Source organism: Microbispora sp. CA-135349 (genome assembly GCF_050947365.1).
Lineage (GTDB): Bacteria > Actinomycetota > Actinomycetes > Streptosporangiales > Streptosporangiaceae > Microbispora.
This window is the reverse complement of record NZ_CP192001.1, coordinates 5,818,497-5,842,221: the sequence shown is the minus strand read 5'-3', so window position 1 is coordinate 5,842,221 and position 23,725 is coordinate 5,818,497. Positions and strand designations below refer to the sequence as shown.

Sequence of the window (23,725 nt, the reverse complement as noted above, 5' to 3'; positions counted from 1 at the left end):
ATGCAGTTCGTTCATCGATGTGTCTCTTCCTCGTCGAGCAGCGGATTCGTTCCGTTCAGCGCCCTGCGCAGCTTCTTGCGCGCCCGGTTGAGCCGCGAGGACACCGTGCCGAAGGGGACGTCCAGAGCCTGCGCCACCTCGTCGTAGCTCAGCCCTGCGAGCGCCACCAGCAGCAACACGTCGCGCTGGTGTGCGGGTAAGGCGGCCCGGCGCCGAAACGCTCGGGCTCGTCCCAGGACCGCTCGATCACGGCAGCGTCGTCCTGCGACGGTGGTGCGACGCCGGGGGAAGCGGCCAGGTATGGCTCATTCATTCGAAGACCTTGTGGTCGGCGGTCATCGGTCACCTGTTGTTGTCCGGAGACCGCCGTCGCCTTCCCCTGAATTCCGGCGGTGCCCCGCCAGGAGTCCCGGTGCGGCCGGGCGGACGGCCCCCGCCGACACGCGCGGCGGTGTGCCGTGGGAGTTTCGAACGGCAGTGCTGCACTAGTGTGGGCGGGTTAACGCGGCGGGAACGACGGATGACGGGATCTCGCTCGCTTCACACACGTGCCGAGACCGTCCGGGAGACGCGCCAGGATGACCAGCCCGAAGGCCACCGTCGACGTGGTGGTGCTCACCATGAACGACCGGCTGGAGCCGTTCCGGCGGGCGATGGAGTCCCTCCTCGCGCAACAGGACGTCGACCTGCGTGTGGTCATCGTCGGCAACGGCGTCGAACCCGACCACGTGCCGGATGGGGTCCGCACGGTGGTCCTGCCCGTCAACGAGGGCATCCCCGCCGGGCGGAACGCCGGCGCCGACGCTCTCGCCGGGCCGGCCGCCGGAGAGTTCGTGTTCTTCCTCGACAACGACGCGGTCCTTCCCGGCCCCGACACCCTCGCCCGGCTCATCGCCGTAGCCCGCCGGCACCCCGAGGCGGCGTACATACAGCCGCGCATCGCCGACCCCGGCACCGGTGTGACGCTGCGCCGCTGGGTGCCGCGTTTGCGCGCAGGCACGGCCACACGGGCGGGCATCGTGACGGTCATGGCCGAAGGCGTCGTCCTCATCCGCCGTGCCGACTACGAGCAGGCCGGGGGATGGCCGGGTCACTTCTTCCTCTTCCACGAGGGCATCGACCTGAGCTGGCGGCTGTGGGACCTCGGACGCATCGGTTACTACGCGCCGGACATCGTCATCCACCATCCCGCGACCGACCCCGCGAGGCACGCCCCCTTCTATCGGCTCGTCGCCCGCAACAGGGTGTGGCTCGCCTACCGCCGGCTGCCCGCCCCGCTCGTCCCCCTCTACCTGGCCGTCTGGACGGTCATCAGCGTCGCCAGGATCCGCTCCCGGGCGAACCTCGCCGTCTGGTTCCGGGGCCTGCGGGAGGGCCTGAAGGGCGGGCACGGGCAGCGTCGTCCCATGTCCTGGACCACCGTGGCGCGCCTCGCCCGCGCGGGCCGCCCCCCGATCGTCTGACCCCCGTTCGGGGCCCTCACACGACTCCCCGGGCCTGAATGATCACTCCTGCCGCGAGGTCAGCCCAGCCCTGACGGGCACGAGCCGCGCAGGCATGTCCCGCGGGGGCTCCGCGTAGAAGGCGTGCGTCCGCTCCACCTCGCGCCGCCACACGAGGTGGAGGGCTCGATCAGTCCGGGGGACCTCGTAACCGAGGCCCGCGAGGACCGCGCGGAACTCGGGGCACGCGTTTCCGTCCGGCGAGGTCATGAGGGCGGATAGCAGGGGCCCCGCGCTCCCGGCCGCCTCATCCGCCTCGACGAGCGCGATGATGCACAACCAGTCGTCCGCACCGGTCTCTTTCGCGAGGTCGCGCAGGCTGATGGTGGCCTGGTCGCGAGCGACGTCCCTCAGGACGGCGCTCAGGCGGTCGCCGGCCTGTGCGGCGAGGGCCCGAAGATCGCTGGTGGTCTGATCGAGAGCGGTCGTCTCCGGCGCGGCGGCGGTGCTTGCCAACTCCTGCGCGGCAGAAGCGGTGATCTCCTCCGATGCCCCGGCCGGGTTCTCGCCCTTGCCCACCGGTACGGCGCCCAGCCACCGGGCGGTCAGGGCGAGCTGGCGCTTCTCGTCGGGAGTCGCGTGCGTGCCCAGCTTCTTGAGCAGGGCACGTCCGTCGTTGTGAAGCCTGCGCTTCTCGTCCGTTTGCCCCGCGATCTCCGCTTTCAGCAGTCCATCCAGCGCGTCCCGAAGCCGGTCGTGCTGCTTCGCACGGACCTCTTGGGCCGAGCCCCTCAGATGGGGGTGCCTGACGCTTGATCTCGTTCTGACAGGGCTCGTTCGAGCCAGGCCTCACGCTCGCGCAGCTTCCTCAACTCCGCGCCGAACTCCGGGGTGCCTCTCGGGACGTCCGCCAGCGTCCTCCGGAGCGCTTCTATCGCCCGCTGGACATCCTCAAGCGTGCCCTTGGCCTTCGCGTGATCGATACGCCCGATGAGTGCGGCGCTGTGCCGACGAACCTCTTGCTCGATCCGAGTATGACTCTCCTGCCTCGCGGTTGCCCATCGGCGCAGCTCTTCTACCGTCTGCCGTTCCTTCCGGTATTGCGGCTGGGTGAGCACCTTGAACGATTCAGCGTTGTCCGCCAGCAATCGCAGGAGGAGGTGATAGTCCCCTTCTCTCCTCGCATGCCGCATGTCCTGAATGCGCGAGGTCAACGTGTGCCGGGTCAGTTCCTTGGGTTGTTTGGGAGCGCGGGTTTTCTTCTCCGCAGGCGGCGTGGGCGCCTGGACGGGCGACGCGGGCGCAGCCTTCGGAGCCGGCGTACGCGGGAGTGACATGCTCGGCCGCCCGGCGGGGCGGATGGCGCTCAGACCTGCGCTGAAGACGGTCCAGACGGGCGTCGCGTGCGTGGACCCCTTCATCGCGTTCACGGACGCCGGCTTGACGAGGGCGTACGGCTCGTCGACCAGGAGATCGATACGATCCGGCACCATGATCCTGGCAGGTATCGGCTCGTCCTCGCCGATCCGGACGTCGACGGCGGCGACGTGTGAGCCTTCGGGGATACCCGGACCCGCTATCGGCCGGGTCGCAGCCTCCTGCGGATAGATCACGATGTCCTCGACATCCAACGGGAAGCCCGGGAACCTGGTGGCCGATGCTGCCCGGTGCGGCGCGGTGGGCGCGGTGGGCCGGTGCTTGCGGAGCAGCGGTGTGATGATCCCTCGCTCGCTGATCTCGCAGTCTTTCAGCTCCGCCCATTCGAGATCGCCGTCATGGGTCTCCGTGCCGATCTTGACGACGCGGGCACTGCCTTGCTGCTCGCAGCGTACGCGCAACGCGTAGCCGTCCCGGTCGAGCAGATCCTTCGCGTTCCCGAGCGCGTGAGGCCCCAGCAGCCAGTCGACCCGGCCGAGCCGTGCCTGAAGCTCCTCGTCCTCCTTCGTCCAGACGTCGGGCGGCAGAGTCACGAACTGGACCTTGATGGCCGAGCGGTTGCGGCCCGGGTTCACCAGCAGGTCCGTGCATCGGCCCTTCACCAGGGTGCCCTGAAATCGCTGCGCCTCGCCGGCCCTGCCCAGGCCCGTGGTCAGTCCCCGGTGGATGTAGAGGTGGTCGGCGCTGTCCGGGCCGGAGTACCGGCGCTCGCATTCGGGAGCCAACCCCCTGGGATCCGGGTGGTGAGCGAAGTGGCAGACGCGGTCGCCGTAGAGCTTGGGCATGAGCTCCCACCCGCAGCCGTCGAGGTGCCTGCCACAGAAAAAGCGCTTCCCCTTGTAACGCGACAGGTAGTGCACCGCCTCCTTGCGGTCTGTGGGAAGGGAGAGTGGGTGGTCGGAGTTGGGGCTGCCGAGAACCGCGGTCTGAACGCGGCGCGTGTCTTGAGCCATGGCATCTCACGAGATTCGCGAGGTCGCAGGCCGGAGCAGTTCAGCCCGCGACGTTGGGGGGCAGTTGTCTGGAGATCGATGATTTCGACTTCGGGGGCATTCTCGGACACGCTGCGGGTCGTTCGTCTGCGCGGGCGGATTCCGTGGGCCGGGGCCCGGCAGACGGTTGGCATGCAGCACGAGCCGGGGAGAGACGGTTCGCTACAAAGCCGGACGGGTTCTGTCAGTCGATCGTGCCGTTCTTGGACCACACGTCGGCGAAGTGCTCCATCTGCTGGAGGACCAGCTCGATGGCCTTGACCTCCTGATCCGGCGGGTAGTTGTAGCGGGCCAGGAGGCGCTTGATGGTGGCGCGGAGCCGGGCGCGCACCGGCTCGCGCGAGATCCAGTCCTTCTTGAGGTTCTTCCGCACCTGCACGACCAGGTCGCGGGCGATGCCGGCGAGGACCTCGTCTCCCATCACCTCGCGGGCCGTGCCGTGGTCGGCGACCGCGTCGTAGAACGCGAGCTCCTGCCAGTCCAGGGGCGGTGTGAACTGCTCGCCTCGCTTGGGGTCGTTCGCGATCTCCTTGGCCAGCTCGACCAGCTTGGCGATGATCTCGGCGCTGGTGAGCTGCTCGCGCATGTACCTGACCATGAGGTCCTGGAGCCGCTCCGAGAACGTCGTCCGCCGCACGACGTTGTGCCGGGTGACCTCGCGCATCTTGCGCTCGATGAGCCGGCGCAGCGCCTCGGCGGCCAGGTGGGGCGTTTCGCTGTTGGTCAGCTTGGCGATGAGCGCGTCGTTGAGGTGGGTCAGGTCGGCGGTCTCCAGACCCGCTTCGGCGAACAGGTCGGTGACCCCGCTCGTCTCCACGACCGTGGACGTCAGCTGCGCGAGATAAAGCTCGATCTCGCGGGTGGTGCCGGGCAGGCCCCTCGCCTCACGGTCCATGGCGTCCAGCTTCGCCATGTATGCGCGAACCTCGGCGAAGAGCTGGATGTCGCGCCGCCATGTCTCCGGGTGGTCGGGGAATCGCTCGCCGATGGTGGCCGACGTTGCGGTGAGCGCGTAGAAACGCTCCAGCCGGTGCGCGTGGTCGCGGAAACGGCGGCCGAGGGTCTGGCTGGGGTCGTCGAGTTTCTCCGGATTGTTGCCGGGGGTCCTGGTGTCCCGCAGATAGTTCGCGGTGCGCAACGCGGTGTCGATGAAGCGATTACGGATGGGACGGGCCAGCAGGCCACGCCAGTCGAAGCCGCGCAGGATCCCCTCGATGATGTCGAACTCGTTGCGCAGCTCGTCCAGGGCGCGGTCGACGTCCTGGCCCAGCGTCCGGTCCTGGCGGTCGGCCGCGGAGTACTCGGCGATGGCCTTCTGCAGATTCTCGGTGAGCGGGGCGTAGCCGACCAGCAGGCCGTCTTCCTTGCCACGGAAACGGCGGTTGACGCGGGCAAGGGCCTGCATGAGGTTGGCACCCCGGAGCGGCCGGTCGAGGTACATCGTGTGGATCGGCGGCGCGTCGAAGCCGGTCAGCAGCATGTTGTTGACGATGAGCAGCTCCAGCTCGTCGTCGGGGTCCTTGGCCCGGTTGATGACGGCCTTGCGCTGGGAATCGCTCAGCGCGTGGGCGCGCAGACGTTCGGGATCCTTCCGCGAGTTCGATGAAAACACGATCTTCATCGCGCCCTTCGTGGGGTCGTCACTGTGCCACTCCGGGCGCAGTTCGCGCAGCGCGTCGTAGACGCGGACGCAGATCTCGCGGGTCGCGCACACGATCATCGCCTTACCGGCCGCGCCGCCCTTCTCCGAGACGCCGACGAACGGCTGCATCCGCTCGCGCCGCTCCTCCCAGTGCTTGACCAGGTCCTTGGTGAGGTCGCGGATGCGAGCCGGTGCGCCGTACATCGCGTTCATGGTGGCGACGGCCTGCTCGATGCGGCGGCGTTCGGTGTCATCGAGCCCTTCGGTGATCCGGTCCGCCTCTTCGTCGATCTCTGTGGCGTCGACGTCCTGGTCGAGGACGAGCTCGACGACGCGGCTCTCGTGGTAGACCTTCACCGTCGCGCCGTCGTCGGCGGCACGCTTGAGGTCGTAGACGTCGATGTAGCCCCCGTAGGCGCCCTTGTCACCGAAGACCGCCCGGGTGTTGCGGTCCGCTTCGGAGATCGGGGTGCCGGTGAAGGCCAGCAGCGTGGCGTGCGGCAGAGCGTCGCGCAGGTGCCGGGCGTAGCCGTCGAGGGTGTCGTAGTGGCTGCGGTGCGCCTCGTCGACCACCACGACGATGTTGCGCCGGTCGGACAGGAGAGGGTGGTCGGTGCCTGACTCCTTTTCCTCCTTGGTCCGGCCGAACTTCTGCAGCGTCGTGAACAGGATGCCGCCAGTCCGCTTGGCGCCCAGCTCCTCGCGCAACTCGGTACGCGTAAGGATCTGCCGGGGCTTCTCGGGCAGGACCTCGCTCTCCAAAAAGGTGGAGTAAAGCTGGTCGTCGAGATCGTTTCGGTCGGTGATGACGATGATCGTCGGATTGAGCAGCGCCGGGTCACGCATGACCAGATTGCTGGTCAGCACCATCTCCTCGGACTTGCCCGAGCCCTGCGTGTGCCAGACCACGCCGGCCCTGCCGTCGGTCGCCGCGGCTTCCCGCACGGCTTCCGCCGCCCGGTTGACCGCGAAGAACTGGTGCGGCTTGGCGATGCGCTTCGTCTTCTTCGACGGCACGAAGTTGATGAACGAGCTGATCAGCCTGAGGAAGCGGCCATGCGTGAACAGGCCGTGCAGGGCGAGGTTCTGCGCCGACTCCGACAGGCCCGCGCCGTCCAGGGACTCGACCGGCTCCCCGGCCTCGTCCACGTTCCACGGCGCGAAGTGCTCGAACGGGGTGAACGGCGTGCCGTACTTCGCGGTGACGCCGTCGGAGAGCAGGACGACGGCGTTGTAGCGGAAGGCGGTGGGGAACTCCGCGACGTACCATCCGATTTGGGCGTGCGCGTCCCCCAGCGTCGCGTTCTCATCCCCGGCGCGCTTGATCTCCAGTATGGCCAGGGGCAGGCCGTTGACGTAGAGGACGATGTCGAAGCGGCGGTTCTTCTCACCCTGGATGACGGTGACCTGCCGGGCCGCGCGGTAGACGTTCGCGGTCGGGTCGGCCAGGTCGATCAGCCCGACCGTCGGGTTGTGCTCGGCGCCGAACTCGTCCGTGTAGGTCACGGAGCGGATGCCGCCGGTCAGGTAGCCATGTGCGGCCCGGTTCTCCTCATAGGCGTCGCTCGAACTCGCCCGCGCCGCCTCCTCCACCGCCCTGCGTACGGCGTCGGGCGGCAGCTCGGGGTTGAGCCGCTCGATCGCCTCGGTCAGGTCTGAGTAGAGGATGAGGTCGTCCCAGGACCTGCGGTGCCCGGAATGGGGCGCCAACTCGTTGCCGTTGGCGGGTAGCCAGTCCAGGTCGGCGAGCTCCTCGAGAGCGAGAAGCTCCCAGTCGATCTCTAGGGGACGGAATCGATCAGGGGGAGGGGTCATGTGGCGTCCTCGATGATCTTCTCCGCGTCCCTGACACGGAGCCGGCCGGACATGAGTTGGGGGAGAAGGGTGTCACGGAGAGTGGCGAGAGTCCGGGATTCCCGGCGCATCGCAGCTACAGAGCGGGCCAAATCCTGGATGGCTAACCTCACATCGCCGAACTCGCGCGGGTCCACTACCTGTGAGGCAAGTACCTCATCAGGACGAACTCGCTGGTGACTCTTCGATGTCCCTGTCACCTTCGATGCGAGAGTGTCGAGGAATTCTTGCTCTGCGGTGACCGCCCACAGTTCATGGGGGGAGAGGCCTGTGCGCGGCACGAGGACCAAGAATTCCGTCGAGGCCAATGCTGGCACTCCGGGGTGAGGCTCGACGTTCCAGACCCGCGGGATGTTCGGGTTTAGCTTTGAGAGCAACACAGAAGGACTGCTGATTAAAAACTTATTGCTCTTGATGGATTCCGGGGGTACGCGCTCCGAAGATTTCCCCGCATCGAATGCGGGAAGGCTGTAATGGTCCACCTGTGTATTCGTCATCCCTGCTGGCGAGACCTGAGTCTTGCTAAGGATGCAGATTTCGTCGAGGCGGACGCGGGACGTCCAGCGCTTTCCGGATGCCACGGCCAGAATCAGCTCTTCGGCGGTAGCTGCGATGCGCTCGTTGACGGCAATCTTGTCGTCCAACGCCTTGAGCGGCGCGATTGTTGCCTTCTGTTCATCTAGCGACCTAGGTAAAATGATGGCCAGCTTCTCGATGCGCTCCGTCTGAAGGCGCCCCGTGCCGTGTCCGGCCTCATCTACCATCCCGAGGACTTCCTCGGTTCTGGCCTTGAGTGCATAGGCTAGGAACAGTGGTAGGATATCCTGTGATGGAATTATTGCCTTGCAGTCCTGTCCGAATGCCACCGTTTTTTGCGTAATGCCCATGCGGAATTCGGACTTTAGGCTCATTCCGCGCACAATAAAGAGCAGCGTCCCTGGCGGTACTAGTCGCGTCCCGTTCGCAGCGCCCAGTTTGGTCACATTCCTGTCGGAAGATTCGATATAGAAGTCCTTCAGGCTGGCCGCCGAAATCCACGGGATCTCACCACCCCAGAAGTTCTCCTCCGAGGTCTTCGGCGTTCCTCCCGAGAGCCACGTGCCCGCCTGCGCCAGCGAGATTTCATCCCACTCAGCCATTAATCCTGCCCATCTGCTCGCGGACTGTCTTGGCTAGCTCGTCTGACTTGTCGAAGAGTGCGAGCAGCTCATCCGTAAGCGTCGCGATCTTCTCTGCGACTGCCTGGGCGTCCTCCTCCTCGGTTTCGATTGCGCCGACGTATCGACCAGGCGTGAGGACGTATCCGTGCGAGCGAACTGTCTCCAAATTCGCCGAGAAGCAGAATCCGGGCTCGTCGGCGTACATGAGCCCAGCCTCGCGTGCTGAAGCTGTGCCCCGCCAGGCGTGATACGCACTAGCGATCTTCGTGATGTCGGCCTCGGTCAGGGTGCGCTCGGTGCGGTCAACCATTTGACCCATACCGCGGGCGTCGATGAAGAGGATTTCGCCTCGTCGGTCTGTCAGCCGCTTGCCGCCCTGCGGCGTCTTGTCCTTGACGAGGAACCACAGACAGGCGGGGATCTGTGTGGTGCGGAAGAGCTGCGACGGCAGCGCGACCATGCACGCGACGAGGTCCGCCTCCACCAGCGCCTGCCGGATCTCGCCCTCACCGCTCTGCTGGGAGCTCATCGAACCGTTGGCCAGGACGACACCCGCCGTACCGCGCTCGCCCAGCTTGCTGACGATGTGCTGGAGCCAGGCGTAGTTGGCGTTGTTCTTCGGCGGCACGCCGTACTTCCACCGGGGGTCGCTCTCGTTGCGCTCCCAGCTCTTGACGTTGAACGGCGGGTTGGCGAGAACGAAGTCGGCCTTGAGGTCGGGGTGCTTGTCGTCGGCAAAGGTGTCGCCCCAACGGCCGGCGAGGTTGCCGTCGACGCCGTGGATGGCGAGGTTCATCTTGGCCAGCCGCCAGGTCCGCTCGTTGAGCTCCTGACCGAAGACCGAGATGTCCGCCTTAGTGCCCGCGTGGGCCTCGATGAACTTGCCGGCCTGGACAAACATGCCACCCGAGCCGCAGCAGGGGTCGTACACCCGCCCCTCATACGGCTCCAGGATCTCCACCAGCAAGCGGACGACGCTGCTCGGCGTGTAGAACTCGCCGCCCTTCTTGCCTTCGGCACGGGCGAAGTTACCGAGGAAGTACTCGTATGTCTCCCCAAGTACGTCCTGCGCGGGCCGGTCGCCCCGCCCCGAGAAGCGGGCGTCGCTGACCAGATCGATCAGCCCGGTGAGGACCTTCTGGTCGACGCTGGAGCTGTTGTAGATCAGTGGGAGGACGTTGGCCAGTGCGACGTTCTCCTCCATGATCTTCTTCATCGCGTTGTTCAGCAGTTCGCCCGGGCCCCGGCTCTTGGCGTGCGCTGAGATCCACGACCAGCGCGCCTCCTCGGGGACCCAGAAGACGTTGTGGCCGGCGTATTCGTCCCTGTCCTCCAGGAACTCCTCCAGCCGCTCCTCCGCGATGCCCTCCTCGGCCAGCTCCTTGGCCAGCTCGGTGCGGCGCTCCTCGAAGGCGTCGGAGACGTACTTGAGGAAGATCAGGCCGAGGACGAACTCCTTGTACTGGGCCGCGTCCAGCGAGCCGCGGAGCCTGTCGGCCGTCTTCCAGAGGATGTCGCGGATCTCCTTGGTGCTGGAGGCGTTGAACAGCTCCGCCTGGGCGCCGGCAGATTTCTTCGCAGGGGGCATCGGGGTGGCCTTCTCCTTCAAACGGTGTGGGGCAGGAGCGTGAGAGTGCCGTCGGCGAGACCGGCGGCGGTGAAGCGGGTCAACTTCTCCAGTGCGGCGATCTGTGCTCGGAGGAGCGCGTCGCGCCGGTCGATCTCGGCGAGAAGAGCGTCGTATCGTTCCGCCTCGTCCGGAGCGAGATCAGGGATGAGCAGGTCTTCCACGCGCCGGGAGGCCCGCACGGCTCCATTGACGCGGCCGTGCTCGGCGGCCGCGGCGCGCAGCAGCGCCGCCAGCACCCGGGGACGCACCGGACGTTCGGTATCGGGCCGAGCCCGCAGGATGCGCGCCGGGTAGGCGACCACGCAGACTCCTTCCTCGTCGACGTACACCCCGAAGTCGGGGCTGGTTGTGACGATGACGTCTCCGGGCCGGGTGAGGTTTGCATGCTTGCACACGGCGGTGAGCACCAGGGGGTCGATGCGCCGACCGCCAACGGGGTCGGTGCCGATGACCTCGGCGGAGCCAAGGACAGGGTAGCCGCCGTCGGAGATGAGGTGCTCGTTCCCGATGCGGTGACCGGGCAGGCGGCGAAGACGGCGTTCTTTCAGCATGCGCCCGACCGTCGTGCGTCGTACAGGTCGATCCTCCGGGCGCAAAACAGCGTGGGCGCGCAGCTCGGCGCGGCCGTCGAGACCGTAGAGCTCCTGGCGGGCCTGCTCGGCCAGCTTGCTCAGGCGGATCTCCAGCTGGGAGATGCGTTCGGGGCGCTCCGTGACAGAACGGGTGTAGCGGCTCTCGTGCGGCCGGTGCTGTGGCGTGAAGGCGGTGCCGGGCCGATCGTCGAGCACCTTCGCCGGCAGGATGACCGCGTGCCGCGGGGTGTGCCGGCGGTCCTCCTGCCAGCCCGCCGACCGGAAGATGTGCACGTCTTCCACGAGCGCGTCGAGAACCTGCTCGGTGAGTGACTGGGCGGACAAATCCGCGAGCAGGACCAGGCCGTGCCGCTCCTTCTCCGGCGTGCGGGCGAGCACCCATACGGCGGTGCGGTAGCCGGGACGGTAGGGGATCGCCCCGTCGGGAAGGCTGACCGCCGCCTTGAGCAGGCCGTCCGCGAGGAACGACCGGCGAAGCCGGTCGGCGTCGCTCTGCGGCGTGAGCGGGCGGACCAGAGCGTCGGCCGGGCCGAGAACGACCGCGGTGCGGCCGACGTCGAGCAGATCGGTGAGCGCCTGGACCCGCTCGAGCACGGTGAGCGCGTCACGGGTCTCGGCGGGCTCGTACGGCAGTGCACAGAGCACGACATCCGGGTCGCCCCAGCCGTCGAGGGCGAGTTCCGGGCTCACGGTCACGTCCAGCTGGAACTCGTAGACCTCGCGTACGAGCATCCGGCGACGTACCAGGCGGACGAGGTCCGGATCGGGGTCGGCGGCGAGATAGGTGTGCCCGGCGTCGGGAGCGGCCTGCGCATGCATGGCGGCCAGCAGATCACCGCTGCGGGCGTATGGCGTGGCAAGGATCACGCCGTCTTCCATCTCGGCGATTCCGCAGAGCCGGGCGAGCGCGCGGGTGAGCACGGGCGTGGGCTCGTCGGCGACCAACTCGTTGGCACCCAGGCGGCGCCGCGCGTCCAGCACCCAGTCGAAGGCTTCGGCCGACGTGTAGGCGGCCTCGATCAGCTCGTCGGCGAGGGCCGCCAGAGCCGGACCGACGCCTTCCGCATCGGGCGCTGAGCCGGGTGAGGCGAGTGCGCGCAGTTCGGCGAGGAGGTAGGTGTCTTCGGCGTCGAGGCGGGCGGCCTGCCGCAGAAGGGACGCCCAATCGCAGCCGGCGAGCGGCGCGTCCTGCTGCTGCCGCAGGCAGATGAGCGCGGTGAGTCCGCTCACCAGGACGCGGGCCGGCAGACGGCCGCGCCAGCCCGCCAGTGTGTGCAGCGCCAGTTCCGCGCGGAGCTTCCGGGAATCCGCGTTGCCGAGTCCGGTGGCCAGCAGCCAGGTGACGACCTCCCGTCCGTCGAAAAGCGGGCGCGCGGTCTCCTGCGCGATCGGCTCAGGGAAGGTGGCGCGGTGCCGGCGAGCCCAGGTGGTGGGCACAGGCCGTTGCACTTCCGCCAGTGCCGCGATCTCGGCGTAGGAGATCGGCCATCGGACGTCCTCGCGCATCGTCGCCACCTCCTTCCTCCACGCGGTCTGCATCAGTGCGGCCGATCGCCGATCGACGTGATCAGCACCCTAGTGGCGAAGCTGGCTTGACTACCACAGAGAACTGATAACGGGGGTTATCAACAGATCTTTGCTGCCTCTCGCAGACGCTCTGACACAGTCCTCCAGTAGCGGCCCATCAAGCTCAGCCAGCCCCGGGAGCCTCCGGACCGCGGACTTCCCCGAGTGTGAGAGGACGCGACAGCCATGTCCCACCCCAACCCGACCCCGCCCTTCGGCCCGCCGCCCGGTCAGCCGTATCAGCCACACCCCCCTCTGTATCCGGGCCGGCAAACACCAGGCGGCCAGGGCCCGGGTGGATGGCCCCCGCGCCGGCGCACGCTCCCCAGCCTCCACGAGGCGGAAGACGCTGGCTGTCGTACGGCGTGACGGCGTTGGTCGCTTTGGTCTTCGGCGTTGTCATCGGCGCGAGTGGCGGTGGCGCGGAGACGAGGAGCGTCGCCGGGCCGCGGCCTGCCGTCACCGTGACAGAAGAGGCCGAGCCCGCACCCACCGTCACTGTCACGGAGACGGTCACCTCGGAAGCCGAGCAGCCGCAGGAGACGGAGGAGAGCGGCCCCGCGACGACCATGGCAGGCGACGGTCAGTACCTCGTCGGCGAGGACATCAAGCCCGGCACGTACAAGACGGCGGGCACGGACGGCGGCTTCGCCTGCTACTGGGCCCGGCTGAGGAACGCGACGGGCGAGTTCAGCGCGATCATCGCCAACGACAACATCACCGGTCCAGCGCGCGTGACTCTCAAGAAGGGCGAGTACTTCGAGACCAAGCGTTGTCAGCCCTGGAAGCGGACCGGCTGAGCACCTGACCGCGCTCGCGCGGGCTCGCCGGTCGGCAACGCCATGATGATCTCTGACGGAGACGCAACGATGACCGACTTACCTCCCTCACCCGTCCGCCCGATTCCGGCCCCGCCGATTCGCCCGTGCACCCGATACCGGCGGGACGGCAGCAAGTGCCCCGAGACCACCACGTATGCCGACGGATGGTGCCGAGCCGAGGGCTGCGACGGCTTCAGCCGCCCGGACCCAGCGATCGCCCAGCCGGTTGAGCGGCCGGCCGAGGCGCCGCAGAAGATACTCCGTCTCAAGCGGATCGTGCCGCTGTCAGCCGTCCCGTTCGACCCCGACGACGCCTACACGGTTCAGGTATCCCGCGCCGCCGTCCGTTCGTTCATCGCCGCGCACGGCGGTCGCCCCGCCGAGGCTGAAGCACAGATCCGATCGCTGCTGGAGGACCTGCTGCTCGGCACTCCCCAGACCACGGCATCCCGCGGCACCAACGGGTCATGGGTGCTGGTGACGGGCAAGCCCTTCGGGTACGGCATCATCCTGGCCGAGGATGACAACGTCGTCGTGCACTACTCCACCCTGCACCGGGAACGGACCTACGCGCAGGCGCGCGCCGGCGTCACCTCACGCGTCAGGGGCCGAACCCCCGACGGCAAGAGGAAGTACAGTCCGGGCGTCGGGCGAGGCTGAAGGGCTACCGATACGCCGTTCGCTGGGCCCGCCAGGTCGACGCGCGCGGGGTCCTCGAGGCGGAGCTGGCTGCCGAGGAGGACCCTCGCGTACGAGTCGCGTTCGACCGCTACCGGCCGCAGATCGAGGCCAAGCACGGCGCCGACGAAGGTAGTTGATCAGAAGCGTCTCGTTCCCGTCCCCAAGCACGCGGACCCGGGGTCCGAGGACCTGATCGCACCGATTCTCGGGGAGGCGGGGTCAGCTCGAACTCCCCATTACGGTCCGCGTCCTGCGGCCAACGCACTGGCCATCCCCGGTGCTGTCATCCGTCAGACCATTGATCACGGCTATCACGTTCGATTTGATTGAACCGCTGATAACCCTGGTTATCACCTTTGTCGACGCATCTGTATCTCCTGGAGCCCTACGGTTTGATTCGCCGGAGACCGCCGATCTTGTGACGGTCGCTCTCCGGTGACCGCGACTTCCCCCTGCGGGTCCTGAGCGGACCCGGGCGGCACACCACAAGGAGCTTCCCCATGTTGTTGTCGATTCTGCTCGCCCTCGCCTGCGCCGCGATCGCCTACCTCGTCGCGCGCAGCCGTACCGCTGCCGAACGCGCCGACCTGAAGGTCGCCCAGGAGCAGCATCGCCAGGCTCAGATGCAGGTGAACGATCTCCGCTCGGAGCGCGACAAGGCGCAGGAGCGTGCCGCCGACCTCGAGCGGGAGCGCATCGCCGCGCTCACTGGCCTCAAGACGCTCGGCGAGCAGATCGCCGGCCTGGAGACCACTCTGGAGGCGACGAACGCGGATCTTCGGCGCTGCCAGGCCGAGAGCGAGGGGCTGAAGGTGTCTCTCGATGCCGAGCGGAAGCAGCTCGGCGAGACCGACCGCCAGTTCCGCGAAGCCCAAATGACGGTCGCGGGGCTGAAGGCCAAGGAGACCGAGCTTCGCGACGAGATCCAGCAGCTCAGGGAGCAGCTCAGCGAGCTGACCGCGCAGAAGCAGAGCCTTGAGGAGCAGGCCGTACGGCTGGACGCGGTGCGCAAGGAGCTCGACGAGACCCGGGAGCAGAACAACCGGCTGCTGGAGGAGACGCTCCGCGCCACCGCCGCCGACATGCTCAAGCAGTCCCAGAACGAGCTGGTGGTACGAGCGGAGGCGACGCTCGGCGCGGTCAGCAAGCCGGTCAAGGAGCAGCTGGCCCAGATGGACCAGCAGCTCAAGGACTTCAGCACCAGCCGCGCGGCCGCTGACGCCAAGCTCGACCAGCAGCTGGTGAATCTGACCGAGGAAGGGATCCGGACGCGTCAGGAGACCCGCAAGCTGGTCGAGGCGCTGAAGAAGCCGCAGGTCCGGGGGCAGTGGGGCGAGATGCACCTCAAGCGTGCCGCCGAGCTGGCCGGCCTCGTCGAACACTGCGACTTCGATCTCCAGGTCCACCTCGTCGACGAGGACACCGCGCTGCGGCCGGACATGCGGGTCAATCTCTCCGGCGGCAAGCACGTCATCGTGGACGCCAAGGTGCCGATGGACGCGTTCCTGAAGGCGATCGAGGCGGCCGACGAGGCCGAGGCGAGCAGCCACTGGGCGGACCACGCGCGGCAGCTGCGCAAGCACGTGGACGCCCTCGGTAGCAAGGAGTACTTCCGCAAGGTCGCCGGCTCCCCGGAGTTCGTCGTGCTGTTCGTGCCGAGCGACGCCTTCCTCCAGCCGGCGCTCGACCAGGACCCGGCCCTGCTGGAGTACGCCGTCAACAAGCAGGTCCTGATCGTGACGCCGACCTCGTTGATCGCCATGCTGCGTACGGTCGCCTTCGCCTGGACCCAGGCAGTGCTTCAGGACAACATGAAGCAGGTCTACGAGCTCGGCCGCGAACTCTACGAGCGGCTGGCGGTCATGGGTGGCCACCTTGAGAAGCTCGGTAAGGCGCTCGACCGGTCCGTCAAGGCGTACAACGAGACGGTGGGTTCGATCGAGGGCCGGGTGATGGTCACCGCCCGCAAGTTCCACACGCTCAAGCTCGTCGAGACCCAGCTGCTCGAACTGCACGCCGTCGAGCAGACGACCCGGCATCTCGGCAGCCCCGAACTCACCGAGTCCGCGGCCGCCGAGCGTTCCGTCCGCGCGCTCCCCGCGCCCACGACCGACGGCGATCTTGATGTGGACACTGCTGTCTGACCGATCCCCGGCCGAAGCCGGTCGACACAGTCGCCGCTCTTCTTCCCCTGCGCCTGCGGTGAGCCGCCGTCCGCGCCGTTCTGAGTCAGACGGGCGGCGTCCTCCCCGGGTGCAGGGAGAGCAGATGACCGAAACCACCTGAGCGATGACGGAATCGATCAGACCTGGACAAGCTCCAGGTGGTCGTATCCCTTCCAACTGCCCACGTCCGCAGTGAGGATCGGCCAGCCGCGCATCAGAGCCAGGTACGCGGTGTGGGTGTGGTGCACCGATGCCTCGTCCGGCCGTGGGGCGAACCGCGCCTGCGCCATGACTCTGAACGCGTCCTGCTCGCTCAGGGCGCTCACTTGAGTGGCACGGAAACCGTACAGCCACATGAGTTGCTCAGGGTGCGGGTCGGCGATGATGCCGGCCTGGATGAGTGCGGTGATCGGCAGAAGGAGCGTATGGCCGTCGTCGGCAACCGTCTCCAGCGCTGCGCGAATGCGGCCGTCCTCCTGGTCGTCGGCGAGGATGCGGAGGATGGCCGTCAGGTCCGCTACATAGCCGGCGATCATGCGGCGCCGCTGCTGCGAAACTCCGCGGCCTTCTGCGCCGCCGCCACCTGTGCGGCGTGCATCCGCTCTCGGAGGCTGTTGCGCATTGCGTCGTAGCCCTTGGGGTCGGCGGCGCGGTCCTTCTCGATCAGTTCCCTCAACCGCTGCCGGGAGCGACGGTCGGCGTCGAGGCGCTGCTGGGCGAGGTCGGCGAAGAAACCGGAGACGGTGCCGCCGGTCTGGTCGGCCCACGCCTTCACTTCGTCGTGAAGCTCTTCGGGAATGCTGATCGAAATCTTGACGGCCATACTTGATGCTACTCGGTATGCCATCCGCTCATCCAGCGAACGGTGCTGTTGGGGCACGGGTGTCAGGTCCTACTCGCGTTGCACGCCGCCGGGCGGGGCAGGCGTGCTAGGCACCGCCTGGCAGACCGGCGGCCGCCCCTTCGGGGCGAATGCGCGCAATTCATGCGGCCTTAATGAACGCCTCAGGGCCGTCCCATCCCGGGCCGCGAGCGTGGGCGCATGAGCGAGCGAAGCGACAGGTACGGCGCGATCGGCGTTACCGGGGCCTGGTCGTTCGTCGTGCTGCGCCGTACGCCGGAGTTCGTGCCGTGGCTCGCCTGGGCCGTCGCGGGCGGCACGGCGGTCGCGGTGCTCGCCCTGGCGGTCGCGGCGCTCGTCTCCACGGCACGCGCCTCCACGGCATGGGGTGCGGGACGCATCGGCCCGGCCGGGCGTGGGGGCCGGACGGCCGCGCGGATCACGGCGGTGGCGCTGGCCGCCGCGATCGCGGCCGGGCTGGCCGGTCCGGCGGCGTACGCGGTGACGCCGCTGGGCGCGGCGGTGAACGGCACCAACCCCACGGCGGGGCCCTCCCAGGGCATGGGAGGACCGTTCGGCCGCGGCGGACCGGGCGGAATGCGCCGGGCCCGGCGGACGGGTGGACGCCGCGATGGCGGCGTACCTGAAGCGGAACATGGGGAGCGCCACCTGGCTGGTGGCCGTGGACAGCGCGCAGAGCGCGTCGTCGCTCATCCTGTCCACGGGCGAGCCGGTCATCGCGATGGGCGGGTTCACCGGCTCCGACCCCGCGATGACGGTCGAGAAGCTGCAGAGCCACGTGGCCGAGGGGAAGCTCAAGTACATCCTGATCGGCGACGGCGGATTCGGGCCCTCCCGGGGCACGAGCGCGGACGTCACCGCATGGGTGAAGGCGCACGGCACGCAGGTCGAGGCCGCGGAGTACGGCGGCACGGATGGCGGCTCGGTGCTCTACAAGCTCGGCTGACGGCGTTCGGCCGCCTCCTGAGCGGGTACGTGATGGGCCTTCCGAGCCGACCCACGAAAGGACTCCCATGGACACCGAGGGCTTCATCGCCCTGCTCAATGAGGACCTGGAGAGCGAGTACCGCTCGATCGTGCAATATGTGCAGCACGCGGCCACCATCAAGGGCGCGCAGTATCTGTCGATCATCGAGGAGCTCAAGCAGCACCTCGGCCAGGAACTCAACCACGCGAGCACACTGGCCGAGCAGATCGATTTCCTCGGCGGTGTCCCGAGCGTCCGCGTTCCCGAGGTGCCGGTGGCGACGGACAGCGCCGACGCCCTCCGGCTGGACCTGGAGTTGGAGCAGGAGCAGTTGCGCCGCTACCGCGAGCGTGTGGAACAGGCCCAGGAGCTCGGCCTGAGCGACGTGGCCGAGGCGCTGCGCCCACTGCTCCAGCAGACGCAGGACCACGTCATGGACCTGCAGACCGTCCTGGGTACGTGAGAAGCCGCTGCAGGCGGATCGAGCCGCACGACGGTCCGGCTCGATCCGCTCGCGGGTGCTGATCCGTCTCCAGCCAGGCGGAACTCAGGCACGCCAAGATCCACGATCGCCGCGCCCGCGAGCCCGCCGTCCATACCCGGAGACCGCATGGTGACGAGGCGGCCCGAGATTCGGCCGATGACAGTCGCGGTCTCCCGCTGAAACGATCAGGAGTGCTCTGCCGAACTCCCGAAGAGGAGGGCAGAGCAGTGGATGCCGACAGCGGGAAGGGCGTCAAGCGGCGGCGGCACCGTACGCCGCGGCGCCGTTCGGGCCGGGGACGAAGCGCTGACGTTCCGGCTGGGGCATGCGAAGCCGGGCGCGCCCGGAACGCGTGCTTGCGGTCGAGGGCACGATGACGGGCCATCCGGATGTCGTGGTCTTCGTGCCCGGCATCGCGGGAAGCGCTCTCGCCGATCGGCACCGCGAGATCTGGAGCGGAAATCCCTTCACAATGCTGCGCGGTCTGCCGGCCCTGGCGGCGCCGCAGGCCGGCGACGGGGTCGTCGCCACGCGTGTCATCAGGGGAATCGGCGTTCTCCCCGGGTTCTTGTCCGTCGACTTCTATGGCAAACTCGGCGGCCTGCTGCGCCGTGGCCTGGGCCTGCTGCCCGGGCGGAACTATCACGAATTTCCCTACGACTGGCGCAGGGACAATCGAATCAGCGCCGCCGAATTGGTGGAGAAGGCACAGCGATGGCTGCACACGTGGCGGGCTGACTCGGGCAATGAGCAAGCCCGGCTCGTTTTCGTGGCCCATTCCATGGGCGGCCTCGTCGCCAGATACGCGGTCGAGAAGCTCGGCCTGTGGACCTCGACGAGAGCCGTGATCACGATCGGTACGCCGCACCGGGGCGCTCCGAAAGCGGCACACGTCCTGAGCTCGGGAATTGCTCGTCTCGGCTGGGCGGAGTGGCTGACGCGGACCGTGCGAGCGATGCCTTCGGCGTACCAACTGCTGCCTGTCTATCCGTGCGTCGCCGACGGCGAGAGGAAACTGCGGCTCGCGGAGCTCGACGGCCTCGAGGGCCTGCCGCGGGGAAAGGTCAAGGAGGGCGCCGCTTTTCTCTACGAGATCGAGGCCGCAGCCCGGGCCAACGCCGAGCGGGAGAAGTACGAGCTGTACCTCAACGCGGTGGTCGGAGGCCACCAGCCGACCATCGGTGCCTTCACTCTCACGCCCGGCCGGACCCTGACGCCCCAGGTGATACCCGTCCACGGGGACGGGACCGTACCCCGTCCCAGTGCGTATCCGATCGAATGGGATCGTCCGTTGTCATCGCTTTTCGTCGCCGGCAAGCACTCCTCCCTCGCCGGCGCCGACCCGGCCGCCCAGCATGTCGTCGGCGCGCTGCGGGCGCTCGCGGAGGATTGGGGGCTGGCGGGCTACCGGGACCCTGCCGCCTCCGTCGCCGGGGCCCTGACGCTCGACTGCCCGGATGTGATCGTCGCGGACGAGCCGCTGGTGGTCCAGGCGACCGCCAGACCCGCGGCGGACCTGCGGCTGTCGGTGGAGCCGCTCGCAGGCGACGGGCCCGTCTGCCGAAGGGAGGGGGGTGACTCCTGGGTGATCCCCGGCCTGCGGGCGGGCTGTTACCGCGTCACCGTGCATTCGGCGGATCCGGCCACGTCTCCGGTGTCGGACCTGGTGACGGTGCTCCCGCCGTACGAGGAGGTGAGTGATGTTCCGCCGTTTGCGGCTGACAACCCGTAGATTTCGCTATTTCTCCACGATGAAACGCACGCAGGGGTTCATTCTCGACGGGAACTTCCCCGCTGCCGCTCGGGCCGCGGGCAAGGCCTACGCGCTGGCGGAGAGCACCGCCGACAAGGCGATGGCTCTGGCGGGCCTGAGTGGGGTCCACTCCGTCGCCGGAGACCTCGAAGCCGCGCAGCGGGCGATCGACCGGGCGTTCGAGTTGGCGGGCGAGTCGGACGCGGCGATTCACGCCTCGATATCGATGCTGCGCGCCAATCTGGAGCACCTGCGCGGCGACCCGGCGCAGGCGCTGGCCACGCTCACCGCAGGGGTGGAGCGAATCTCGAAGGACGCGGATCCGGCGGCGCCGAGCATGATCCACGTCATGCTGCTGGGCGCTCTCGCCGCCGCTTACGCGGAGACCGGGCAGCCACGACAAGCCCTGCGGCGCTACCAGGAGGCGTACGCGCTGGGCGAACTGCTGCGCGAGCGCGACCAGGTGATCCTTCCGCAGATCACTGTGGACATCGCTTTGGTGCACCGCGACATGGGCGACTGGGACCGCGCACACGAACTGGCGCAGGAGGGCCTGGCGGCCGCCGCGCGCATGCCGGCCATCCGAGGTCCCGCGTTGGCCCGGCTGCACGTCGCCGCCGCGGTCATCAAGCGCAGGGTGGGCGACACCGAGGGGGCGCTGGCCCTCCTTGAGCAGGTGGAGGAGTTCTGGGCGACCAAGGTGCCCCCCGACCACATCGAACGCGTGTCGGTCAGGCTCAACCGGGCTGCGATAGCCGCGGATCTGGGCGATCACGCCGATGCCCGGCGCCTGCTCAGCCGGCTTGCCGGAGGACTCCCCAAGGGCGGCAACGCCACTGCCGCGGGGGTGCTGGCCGAGTACAACCTGGCGCTGCTGGAATACAAGGGGGGCGAGCTGCCTGCCGCGCGGTCGCGAGCAGACGCGTTGCTGCCCGCCATGGTGTCCGTCTTCGGTCCCAACCATCTGCACACAGCCACAACACAGGTGCTGAGGGCCTGCCTGCTCGCCGACGCGGGTGATCACGAGCAGGCCCTCGGACTGGCGGCGACCGCGATCGAGGCGGAAAACCACATCCAGTGGACCGCGTTCGGCGCGGGTGGCCAGGGCGTCCGTAAGGCGATCCTCCACCGCCTCGCGCAAACTTTGCAGATCGAGGTGTCGCTGGCGCTGTCCGCTCCCGATCACCTGGCCGGGTCGGCCATCCGGACGGCCTTCGCGGCGGTCTCGGGGAGGAAGGGGGCTTCACGGGAAGGTTTCACCGCACTTCTGGGGAATGCCCGAGACAGCGGCACGCTCGCGGAGTTCGTCCAGCTCTCGGCCCAGTTGCTCCAGCTGATGACGAGCCATCCGGACGGGGCCGAGCTGACGCAGCTGTCGCGGTTGCTCGACCGGCAGGAGGCGCTGGAGTCCGCGCTCGCCGACGCCGTGCCGCAGCAGGCACTGCACCTGCACGCCCTGCGGGCCACCCCCGAGCGGATCCTCGCCGCGCTCGCACCGGGAACCGCCTTGCTGGAGGTCTTCCAGTGGGTGCCCTTCGACCTGACGAGAGGGGTGAGCCGGGATGTGGGCGAGGCGGAGTACATCGGCTTCCTCGCCGCGAACGGCGCCGTCCGCCTCGTGCGGCTGGGCCGCGCCGCGGACATCGACGCGGCGGTGGGCCGGTGGCAGGAGGACGTGGCAGCGGCGGGACGTCATGATCCGCCGCTGCCGCTCGACCCGCGTCCCATGGCGGATCTGGGTTCCGCCCTCGTCGAACCGCTACTGGCCGCGATCGACGAGGCGGGGGGACCGGCCCTGCGGCACCTGCACGTCGCGCCGGACGGCGATCTGGGGCTGATCCCCTGGGAGCTTCTGCCGGGGGAGGACGGCCGGGCGCTCGCCGAGAACCTGTCGCTGAGCTACCTGAGCACGGGCCGTGACGTGCTGACGTTCGACAGGGAGCGGGGTGAGGGTTCCAGGTCGCTGGTGATGGCCGACCCGGACTTCGGCCCCATCGAGGGGGAGGACCTGTCGGAGTGGCGGGGGTTGAGCCAGGCGTTCCCCGAGGGCTTTCCACCGCTGCCCGGGACCAGGGAGGAGGGCAGGACGGTCGCCCGGCTGCTGGACGCCGAGTTGCGTGTGGGGGCCGCGGCCGATCGCGACGCCCTGGCCGCGGTGCGCGCACCGCGTGTCGTTCATCTGGCCACGCACGGTTTCTTCCTTCCCGACCCCGATCCCGAATGGGCGCTCGACCTCGCGGCCACGCTCGAGCCGGAAACGCGGATCCCGTGGCGGGCGGTGCCCCGGCCACTGCTCCGCTGCGGCCTCGCCCTGGCGGGTGCCAACACGGCGATCGCGGACGCGCCGCCCGGGATCGTCACCGGTGAGGACATTGTGGGGTTGGACCTGCGTGACACGCGACTGGTCGTTCTGTCGGCGTGTGACACCGGCCGGGGACTGATCGAACCCGGCGAGGGAGTGCTCAACCTCGCGCATGCCTTCACGGTCGCCGGGGCGCGTGCGGTCGTGCTCAGCTTGTGGAAGGTGCACGACTCACTCGGACGCCGGTTGATGGAGTCCTTCTACGCCCGTCTCGCCGAGGGAATCGCGCCCCTGAACGCGCTGCGCCTTGCGCAGCGCGACCTCCGTGACCGGTACCCGGACCCGTACTGCTGGGCCGGCTTCGTGTTGTACGGCGCCGGTGATCGGGCGGTGGATTCCCATGCCGCGAGCGGTGAACCCGCCGCCGATGTGACGTGAACGACACAGGGGCGGTGGGACCCATCCGCCCGTCGTCAGCGCGGCGGCCGGGCGTAGTCGTCGAGGGCGCGCACGATCAGCGCCCTCGCGTCGTCGTGGAAGGCCGCCACCTCGCAGAACTCCTCGAACGCCTGCGCGTAGAAGGCGACGTCCTCGGCGTCGCGCAGCAGCAGGTCCCTGGTTCTGGTCGCCACCCCGACCACGCAGTCGTCGTAGATCCAGAACGAGTTCATCAAGGCGGACGGCAACTGCGCCTCGAACGGCAGCAGCCCGAACTCCACGTTCGGCAGCGTGGTCACCGCGATCAGCCGGTCGAGCTGGCCGCGCATCACATCCGGGGGCGCGAGCCGGTAACGCAGCACCGCCTCCGGCATGACGAACCGGAACCGCCTCGCCGGGTCGTACAGGATCTCCTGGCGCCGCATGCGGACCCTGATCGCGTCGTCCACGTCGCCGGTGGTCTCATGCACCCGCCTGACCTTGCCGAAGATGTGCCTGGCGTACTCGGTGGTCTGCAGCAGGCCGATCACCACACCCGGCTCGAAGGCCCGGACCAGCCGGGTGCGCGCCTCCAGGTCGCGAACGTCCTCCTGCAGCGCGGCGAGACCGTTCCTGTGCCGCTGCCGCCAGGAGTCGTGCCGTTCCAGCAGCCCGGCCGCCTGCCGCATCAGGCCGTCGATCGTCTCGGGGTCGGCCTCCACCGCCTTCCCCCACAGGGCCACGTCGTCCTCGGTGGCGGTCTGGCGGGCGTTCTCGATGCGCGAGACCTTCGACGGCTGCCAGCGCAGCCGCTCGGCGAGGTCCTTCCCGGACAGGCGGGCGTTCTCCCGCAACCGGCGTAGCTGGGCTCCCAGGTCCATCCGGGCCTGATGGAAACCGCTCACTCACACCTCCGGTTGTGGTGCGGTCCACGGTAGACCCGGCACGCCGGATCAT

20 protein-coding genes are annotated in these 23,725 nt (G+C 68.5%); 8 read left to right on the top strand and 12 right to left on the bottom strand.

What is annotated here, in order from left to right:
• Positions 1-11 precede the first annotated feature (11 nt).
• Positions 12-179, bottom strand: coding sequence for a sigma factor-like helix-turn-helix DNA-binding protein (locus ACQPZZ_RS26875; RefSeq protein WP_432923553.1), 168 nt, complete (start codon positions 177-179; stop codon positions 12-14).
• Positions 149-313, bottom strand: coding sequence for a hypothetical protein (locus tag ACQPZZ_RS26870; RefSeq protein WP_432923551.1), 165 nt, complete (start codon positions 311-313; stop codon positions 149-151). The genes ACQPZZ_RS26875 and ACQPZZ_RS26870 overlap by 31 nt, the downstream gene beginning before the upstream one ends.
• A 265-nt stretch (positions 314-578) precedes the next feature.
• Between ACQPZZ_RS26870 and ACQPZZ_RS26865 the strand changes: the two genes are divergently transcribed.
• Positions 579-1,463 (top strand): glycosyltransferase family 2 protein, encoded by an 885-nt coding sequence (locus ACQPZZ_RS26865; protein ID WP_432923549.1) that lies wholly within the window; start codon positions 579-581, stop codon positions 1,461-1,463.
• 42 nt (positions 1,464-1,505) lie between these two features.
• On the opposite strand, the gene ACQPZZ_RS26860 is transcribed toward ACQPZZ_RS26865, so the two are convergent.
• The 6 genes from ACQPZZ_RS26860 to ACQPZZ_RS26835 form a co-directional block, all read right to left on the bottom strand.
• Positions 1,506-2,021, bottom strand: coding sequence for a hypothetical protein (locus ACQPZZ_RS26860; RefSeq protein ID WP_432923547.1), 516 nt, complete (start codon positions 2,019-2,021; stop codon positions 1,506-1,508).
• 212 nt (positions 2,022-2,233) lie between these two features.
• Positions 2,234-3,832 carry a hypothetical protein gene (locus ACQPZZ_RS26855; protein ID WP_432923545.1) on the bottom strand — a complete coding sequence of 533 codons (1,599 nt, stop codon included), beginning with the start codon at positions 3,830-3,832 and terminating at the stop codon, positions 2,234-2,236.
• A gap of 223 nt (positions 3,833-4,055) precedes the next feature.
• Positions 4,056-7,328 (bottom strand): type I restriction endonuclease subunit R, encoded by a 3,273-nt coding sequence (locus ACQPZZ_RS26850; RefSeq protein ID WP_432923543.1) that lies wholly within the window; start codon positions 7,326-7,328, stop codon positions 4,056-4,058.
• Entirely contained in the window at positions 7,325-8,506 is a 1,182-nt protein-coding gene (locus ACQPZZ_RS26845; RefSeq protein WP_432923541.1) for a restriction endonuclease subunit S, read from the bottom strand. Before ACQPZZ_RS26845 ends, ACQPZZ_RS26850 begins: the two co-directional genes overlap by 4 nt.
• A complete protein-coding gene (locus tag ACQPZZ_RS26840) occupies positions 8,499-10,115 on the bottom strand; it encodes a type I restriction-modification system subunit M (RefSeq protein ID WP_432923539.1) in 1,617 nt (538 codons plus the stop codon). The genes ACQPZZ_RS26845 and ACQPZZ_RS26840 overlap by 8 nt, the downstream gene beginning before the upstream one ends.
• Before the next feature lie 17 nt (positions 10,116-10,132).
• On the bottom strand, positions 10,133-12,256 hold the full coding sequence (locus ACQPZZ_RS26835) for a hypothetical protein (RefSeq protein WP_432923537.1): 2,124 nt from the start codon (positions 12,254-12,256) through the stop codon (positions 10,133-10,135).
• Positions 12,257-12,681: 425 nt separating this feature from the next.
• Here ACQPZZ_RS26835 and ACQPZZ_RS26830 point away from each other — a divergent pair, with 425 nt between their 5' ends.
• The 3 genes from ACQPZZ_RS26830 to rmuC all read left to right on the top strand — a co-directional run bounded on the left by ACQPZZ_RS26830 (position 12,682) and on the right by rmuC (position 15,962).
• Positions 12,682-13,116 (top strand): hypothetical protein, encoded by a 435-nt coding sequence (locus ACQPZZ_RS26830; RefSeq protein ID WP_432923535.1) that lies wholly within the window; start codon positions 12,682-12,684, stop codon positions 13,114-13,116.
• A gap of 69 nt (positions 13,117-13,185) precedes the next feature.
• Positions 13,186-13,797 (top strand): hypothetical protein, encoded by a 612-nt coding sequence (locus ACQPZZ_RS26825; protein ID WP_432923533.1) that lies wholly within the window; start codon positions 13,186-13,188, stop codon positions 13,795-13,797.
• 521 nt (positions 13,798-14,318) lie between these two features.
• A complete protein-coding gene (gene rmuC / locus ACQPZZ_RS26820; protein ID WP_432923531.1) occupies positions 14,319-15,962 on the top strand; it encodes a DNA recombination protein RmuC in 1,644 nt (547 codons plus the stop codon).
• Between the two features lie 158 nt (positions 15,963-16,120).
• On the opposite strand, the gene ACQPZZ_RS26815 is transcribed toward rmuC, so the two are convergent.
• The 3 genes from ACQPZZ_RS26815 to ACQPZZ_RS26805 all read right to left on the bottom strand — a co-directional run bounded on the left by ACQPZZ_RS26815 (position 16,121) and on the right by ACQPZZ_RS26805 (position 17,387).
• Entirely contained in the window at positions 16,121-16,519 is a 399-nt protein-coding gene (locus ACQPZZ_RS26815; RefSeq protein ID WP_432923529.1) for a hypothetical protein, read from the bottom strand.
• The gene (locus ACQPZZ_RS26810; RefSeq protein WP_432923527.1) at positions 16,516-16,806 is read right to left on the bottom strand and encodes a ribbon-helix-helix domain-containing protein; all 291 of its coding nucleotides are present in this window, start codon (positions 16,804-16,806) and stop codon (positions 16,516-16,518) included. The genes ACQPZZ_RS26815 and ACQPZZ_RS26810 overlap by 4 nt, the downstream gene beginning before the upstream one ends.
• Before the next feature lie 182 nt (positions 16,807-16,988).
• Positions 16,989-17,387, bottom strand: a complete 399-nt coding sequence (locus tag ACQPZZ_RS26805; RefSeq protein WP_432923525.1) for a hypothetical protein — start codon at positions 17,385-17,387, stop codon at positions 16,989-16,991.
• 68 nt (positions 17,388-17,455) lie between these two features.
• Here ACQPZZ_RS26805 and ACQPZZ_RS26800 point away from each other — a divergent pair, with 68 nt between their 5' ends.
• The 4 genes from ACQPZZ_RS26800 to ACQPZZ_RS26785 all read left to right on the top strand — a co-directional run bounded on the left by ACQPZZ_RS26800 (position 17,456) and on the right by ACQPZZ_RS26785 (position 22,789).
• Positions 17,456-17,791: a hypothetical protein gene (locus ACQPZZ_RS26800; protein ID WP_432923523.1), complete on the top strand. Its 336-nt coding sequence runs from the start codon at positions 17,456-17,458 to the stop codon at positions 17,789-17,791.
• A 67-nt stretch (positions 17,792-17,858) separates the two neighbouring features.
• Positions 17,859-18,275: a ferritin-like domain-containing protein gene (locus ACQPZZ_RS26795; protein ID WP_432923521.1), complete on the top strand. Its 417-nt coding sequence runs from the start codon at positions 17,859-17,861 to the stop codon at positions 18,273-18,275.
• A gap of 346 nt (positions 18,276-18,621) precedes the next feature.
• Positions 18,622-20,028 (top strand): esterase/lipase family protein, encoded by a 1,407-nt coding sequence (locus ACQPZZ_RS26790; RefSeq protein WP_432923519.1) that lies wholly within the window; start codon positions 18,622-18,624, stop codon positions 20,026-20,028.
• Positions 20,029-20,047: 19 nt separating this feature from the next.
• The gene (locus ACQPZZ_RS26785) at positions 20,048-22,789 is read left to right on the top strand and encodes a CHAT domain-containing protein (protein WP_432923517.1); all 2,742 of its coding nucleotides are present in this window, start codon (positions 20,048-20,050) and stop codon (positions 22,787-22,789) included.
• A 35-nt stretch (positions 22,790-22,824) separates the two neighbouring features.
• Here the strand turns inward: ACQPZZ_RS26785 and ACQPZZ_RS26780 are convergent, their stop codons facing one another.
• Complete coding sequence (locus ACQPZZ_RS26780; protein ID WP_432923515.1) at positions 22,825-23,673, bottom strand: helix-turn-helix domain-containing protein; 849 nt, start codon at positions 23,671-23,673, stop codon at positions 22,825-22,827.
• Positions 23,674-23,725: the final 52 nt, after the last annotated feature.

What these genes read in the sequence shown, in the direction of transcription:
- ACQPZZ_RS26870 (WP_432923551.1), bottom strand. Translation starts at nt 313, where the DNA reads ATGAATGAGCCATACCTGGCCGCTTCCCCCGGCGTCGCACCACCGTCG.
- ACQPZZ_RS26865 (WP_432923549.1), top strand. Translation starts at nt 579, where the DNA reads ATGACCAGCCCGAAGGCCACCGTCGACGTGGTGGTGCTCACCATGAAC.
- ACQPZZ_RS26855 (WP_432923545.1), bottom strand. Translation starts at nt 3,832, where the DNA reads ATGGCTCAAGACACGCGCCGCGTTCAGACCGCGGTTCTCGGCAGCCCC.
- ACQPZZ_RS26850 (WP_432923543.1), bottom strand. Translation starts at nt 7,328, where the DNA reads ATGACCCCTCCCCCTGATCGATTCCGTCCCCTAGAGATCGACTGGGAG.
- ACQPZZ_RS26845 (WP_432923541.1), bottom strand. Translation starts at nt 8,506, where the DNA reads ATGGCTGAGTGGGATGAAATCTCGCTGGCGCAGGCGGGCACGTGGCTC.
- ACQPZZ_RS26840 (WP_432923539.1), bottom strand. Translation starts at nt 10,115, where the DNA reads ATGCCCCCTGCGAAGAAATCTGCCGGCGCCCAGGCGGAGCTGTTCAAC.
- ACQPZZ_RS26835 (WP_432923537.1), bottom strand. Translation starts at nt 12,256, where the DNA reads ATGCGCGAGGACGTCCGATGGCCGATCTCCTACGCCGAGATCGCGGCA.
- ACQPZZ_RS26825 (WP_432923533.1), top strand. Translation starts at nt 13,186, where the DNA reads ATGACCGACTTACCTCCCTCACCCGTCCGCCCGATTCCGGCCCCGCCG.
- rmuC (WP_432923531.1), top strand. Translation starts at nt 14,319, where the DNA reads ATGTTGTTGTCGATTCTGCTCGCCCTCGCCTGCGCCGCGATCGCCTAC.
- ACQPZZ_RS26815 (WP_432923529.1), bottom strand. Translation starts at nt 16,519, where the DNA reads ATGATCGCCGGCTATGTAGCGGACCTGACGGCCATCCTCCGCATCCTC.
- ACQPZZ_RS26810 (WP_432923527.1), bottom strand. Translation starts at nt 16,806, where the DNA reads ATGGCCGTCAAGATTTCGATCAGCATTCCCGAAGAGCTTCACGACGAA.
- ACQPZZ_RS26805 (WP_432923525.1), bottom strand. Translation starts at nt 17,387, where the DNA reads ATGCCCTGGGAGGGCCCCGCCGTGGGGTTGGTGCCGTTCACCGCCGCG.
- ACQPZZ_RS26800 (WP_432923523.1), top strand. Translation starts at nt 17,456, where the DNA reads ATGGCGGCGTACCTGAAGCGGAACATGGGGAGCGCCACCTGGCTGGTG.
- ACQPZZ_RS26795 (WP_432923521.1), top strand. Translation starts at nt 17,859, where the DNA reads ATGGACACCGAGGGCTTCATCGCCCTGCTCAATGAGGACCTGGAGAGC.
- ACQPZZ_RS26790 (WP_432923519.1), top strand. Translation starts at nt 18,622, where the DNA reads ATGCGAAGCCGGGCGCGCCCGGAACGCGTGCTTGCGGTCGAGGGCACG.
- ACQPZZ_RS26785 (WP_432923517.1), top strand. Translation starts at nt 20,048, where the DNA reads ATGAAACGCACGCAGGGGTTCATTCTCGACGGGAACTTCCCCGCTGCC.